This window comes from Rheinheimera muenzenbergensis (genome assembly GCF_036984005.1).
GTDB classification, from domain to species: Bacteria; Pseudomonadota; Gammaproteobacteria; order Enterobacterales; family Alteromonadaceae; genus Alishewanella; species Alishewanella muenzenbergensis.
On the sequence record NZ_JALAAR010000037.1, the window covers coordinates 1 to 3,681 of the forward strand.

Genomic DNA, 3,681 nt, shown 5'->3' on the forward strand with positions numbered 1-3,681 from the left:
TCCGGAGCGGGAAATTGTACCGACTCAGGCAGCAGCATAAAACCGGAAAATCGGACAACTACCTTGAAAAACTCCGCGGCCTTGTTAGTTGTACGTTATTCGCCAGCCTCTAGAACCATTTGATTACGCCATACAGTTACGTTTGCCCACTTTTCATCGGTAGTTCCATTGTGCGACCAAAACACCACTTCACCATGATTATTGATGCAATAGTAATCGGAGTTGTCTTCACAGATAGGCATAAGCTCAACAGGTAAATCATAAAATTTTCGAGCACTCACCAAAGCTTCATATATGTCTGCATAACTAGGTGGATCGACGATTTCCAATGCTTCAAGAGGAGCATCCCCTAGATCATATCCAGATTTAATGAATGCCACATATTCGGGTGGAAAAGTGAAACCTAGCTTTTCTTGAGCTTCTGCAATTTCGATATCGGTAGGTATTTTCACTTCGAATTCTTCCATTTACTCTGACTCAGATTAAGTACAACTAACGCCCAGCTAAGCCGCCGGAACGGAGTTGATTGTTTTGTGCGAGCGTAGCGGAAAAGCACAAAACGAGCAACGCAGTGGAGGTCGGTTTGAGCTGTTTGTTAGCTGTTGCCTGCACCGCGAAATTCTTTAACATACCGTAAGGCCTCTGATTTACTTTTACCAAAGCGCTTGCGAGCTTGAATTAGAGACTCTTTATTTGCACCACCTTCATATGCTGGGTCGTTAAATTGAACCGCATCGTCTTCCCAGTTACAAATCTCACATATTTCCCAAGAACCACTATTCCAATCTGATAGCGTTAAATATCCACAACAAGGGCACGCCCGAGGAGTAACTAACACGGTAGTTGGCTTCTTCGTCACTTCCCGCTGTGCGATACATGACCAGAACAACTTCGCATCTCTTGGGTGCTCGCGAATAAAATGATCCCACCCTTTTATGATAAGAATTTCAGGTGGATTGGAAAAACCTACATCGTTGATACATTCGTCAAATGCGTCCCAGTTATTTCCATAGTATTCAGGAAATTCCATGGCTTTTGCTAGCAAAGAATGGATCTCATCGATTCCCATTCCTGGCTTTATCTCGATTTTTAATTCAGGTGTTCGATACATGATTTACAGCTAACGCGTTGCTAATGGGCTGCCGCAGCGCAGCGTAGGCAGTCCAGTGGAGGCCACGCCGTTTGTGGCCGGAACGAAATTTAGCAATTTGTTATAACTGATTACGCTTATACTCTTCCCAGACTAAATCTGAACTCTCAGCTGTGCGTACACACTGAACTTTACGACCGGCTTGCTCCATGATTGATCCAGCAGAATACTCAACGTCTGCGTAATAACAATACTTAGAGAAATCTACTGGCTTTGCGTCGTTGGTATCGTTTGTAGTTTCTGCACTAACAGTTGTTGCAACCAATAATGCCGTAAGCCCAAGTAGTAATCCTTTCATTTGATTGTCTCCTTTATAAATTTGATGGTTAAGCTTGTGTTGAATGAAGTTATAACGCAGCCAGCAGCGGCCGAAAAAACCGCGCAGCGGGTTTGAGGTCCAGCCCACGCAGTGGGCGTTGCTGACTGGCCTTGTTAAATGCATTTTACTATACCGGTAACGCCTCTACTCGCATAACCCTGAACAGTGTGGGATATAACAATTATGGTCTCGTTATATTCGAGAACTGCGTATGTATTTCTTCCACATAGCTCAGAAGCCCTTTTATGAAAGAAAAGCATAAATACCGATTCATCAGTATCATCGTAACCCAACACTCGGATCTTGTAGGAATCCTCAGATAATTTTTCATCGGCGTAGCCTGGCCCATCATGACCGTAGCTATCCTTTCGTATCTCGTCGTACGGTATTGAGCTACTACACCCTATTAAAAGTAGGAGTGACACCATTGCACATGATTTCATAATTGCCATTTAACGCCGCCCACAGCGGCGAGCGTAGCGAGTCCGGCAGCCACAGGCTGCGGAATGCTGGGCCTTGTTAGGTATTTTACCCGTTAAACTCTTGATAACACTTAGGTGCATAACCCCAGACCCTAACAAAATCAGATGCGACTTCAAACTCTACACCAATATCACTAAGACAATTTAGAATCTCATCTTTCAAGTTTGCTTCTTCCTCAAACCTGCCGCCATCTCTGATGATAAAAATTGTTTTTACGAATTTAATGTCAAACCACTCAACACCGACAAATGGAAATGGGAGGTGATAAAACCAATCATTTTCCCAGTCCGATATAAAACCGTTTATCCATTTAGAACGATTACATACAGTCCATTCATTCGCTCTAAACGCAGTTAATAGCTCATCCCATTTTGTGTTGTTGCAAAGTCCAGCCAAGTTCTTTGATTTTATTTCTTTTTTTAACTTATCCAAATCCACAGTGGTAGGACAAGATTCTGACATCGGTAGAATGCTCATGGATACCTAACGCTTAGCACACGGGCGACGAGCCGCGCAGCGGGTTGGCGTCCCAGCGACCAACGGGAGCGAGTGATGCGCATTGTTAGCCGCCCAACTCCGTAATGTGTAGTAGTTCACCAACTGGCCCCCACAAATAAAACACCTTACCCCACGACTCACTCTGAACTGGAGTGATTTTTGTTTTGTGCTTTGATTGAGAGCAAAGGCTGTATGCTGTATCGATATCTGAAACGCAAACCTGAAGCATAAAATTATTAGCCAAGTCTTCGTTGAAAAAGCGCTGCAAGAAGAAAAGACAATCTCCGCTTTGAAAAAGGGTTAAGTCCTCAGAAACGAACTCTGATTCAAATCCGATCTCTGAATAGAAAGCCTTTGAAATTTCATAGTCTTTACTCGGAACAAAAGCTTTTATATCGACAACATCCATTGTTTTCTCCTGAACATGGGTAACTCAAGCGGCTAACGCCCAAAGCAGCGGCGCGCGTTAGCGCGTCCAGCCCGCAGGGCGATGCTGCCTTTGTTTGTTATGTGTTTCACTCGGTTTTACCCATTTTATTTAGAGTATCTTTTAATTGCTCACGAGTAAGGCCAATGTGAGTTTGAAAATCCCAGTCATCTAGGTGGAAGCCCGACCAAGTTACATTTACTGCATTTTTTACTGCCGAAAACTCTTCCTGTGTTAACAGATTTGGAGAAACCGCTTGTACAGCTGTGTTTATTTTCGCAGCGACTAGCGATGGTATTGTTGTGGTAACAACTATATCGCCTGATTCTTCTAGCTCCTTTAGAGCTTGAATAATTGCTTGTTCGACAGCTAATTTAACCATGATTTCCGTTTACATATAACGCTGCCAGCAAGCGCGACGCCGTTTGGCGTCGCTTGACTGGCCTTGTTAGCAGCCTGAACCGGACTTTCGCGGCTTGCCGCACTGGCAAACCTGAACAACGGCAGACTGCTATTAATAAAAAACGAAACCGGTTAACTGCGACACAGCGAGCCAACCGGAACCTTTAAAACTGTTAAGCGAAGCCACAAAGAACAACGCTACCGCCACCACCGTTTGCAGCAAACCCACAAACTGGCGAACTTTAACTTTTGGCGCTGCCGCTAAGAAAACCAAACGCGAGCAAGGCCGGAACAAAACTACTGACTAAAACCGTTAAAACCCGAAAACGCTTTAGCGTTTTATCCGGCACGTTGTTCAGTGACGGCTAAACGCCTGTTGAACGGCCCGGTTCGCTTATTTTT

At 44.4% G+C, this 3,681-nt stretch carries 6 protein-coding genes; all 6 read right to left on the reverse strand.

Features of this window, described 5'->3' with window-relative positions; genetic code table 11:
* Positions 1-95 precede the first annotated feature (95 nt).
* The gene (locus tag MN202_RS20330) at positions 96-467 is read right to left on the reverse strand and encodes an SMI1/KNR4 family protein (protein ID WP_335737960.1); all 372 of its coding nucleotides are present in this window, start codon (positions 465-467) and stop codon (positions 96-98) included.
* A gap of 128 nt (positions 468-595) precedes the next feature.
* Positions 596-1,111, reverse strand: coding sequence for a CPCC family cysteine-rich protein (locus MN202_RS20335; RefSeq protein WP_335737961.1), 516 nt, complete (start codon positions 1,109-1,111; stop codon positions 596-598).
* A gap of 100 nt (positions 1,112-1,211) precedes the next feature.
* The gene (locus tag MN202_RS20340; protein WP_335737962.1) at positions 1,212-1,448 is read right to left on the reverse strand and encodes a DUF1496 domain-containing protein; all 237 of its coding nucleotides are present in this window, start codon (positions 1,446-1,448) and stop codon (positions 1,212-1,214) included.
* Positions 1,449-1,997: 549 nt separating this feature from the next.
* Entirely contained in the window at positions 1,998-2,414 is a 417-nt protein-coding gene (locus MN202_RS20345) for a DUF6678 family protein (protein WP_335737963.1), read from the reverse strand.
* Between the two features lie 100 nt (positions 2,415-2,514).
* On the reverse strand, positions 2,515-2,859 hold the full coding sequence (locus MN202_RS20350) for a VOC family protein (protein ID WP_306127134.1): 345 nt from the start codon (positions 2,857-2,859) through the stop codon (positions 2,515-2,517).
* Between the two features lie 106 nt (positions 2,860-2,965).
* Positions 2,966-3,259, reverse strand: a complete 294-nt coding sequence (locus MN202_RS20355) for a hypothetical protein (RefSeq protein WP_335737964.1) — start codon at positions 3,257-3,259, stop codon at positions 2,966-2,968.
* Positions 3,260-3,681 lie beyond the last annotated feature (422 nt).

Bases quoted from the DNA above. Each gene is read 5' to 3' on its own strand.
- MN202_RS20335 (WP_335737961.1), bottom strand. From the start codon at position 1,111: ATGTATCGAACACCTGAATTAAAAATCGAGATAAAGCCAGGAATGGGA.
- MN202_RS20345 (WP_335737963.1), bottom strand. From the start codon at position 2,414: ATGTCAGAATCTTGTCCTACCACTGTGGATTTGGATAAGTTAAAAAAA.
- MN202_RS20330 (WP_335737960.1), bottom strand. From the start codon at position 467: ATGGAAGAATTCGAAGTGAAAATACCTACCGATATCGAAATTGCAGAA.
- MN202_RS20350 (WP_306127134.1), bottom strand. From the start codon at position 2,859: ATGGATGTTGTCGATATAAAAGCTTTTGTTCCGAGTAAAGACTATGAA.
- MN202_RS20340 (WP_335737962.1), bottom strand. From the start codon at position 1,448: ATGAAAGGATTACTACTTGGGCTTACGGCATTATTGGTTGCAACAACT.
- MN202_RS20355 (WP_335737964.1), bottom strand. From the start codon at position 3,259: ATGGTTAAATTAGCTGTCGAACAAGCAATTATTCAAGCTCTAAAGGAG.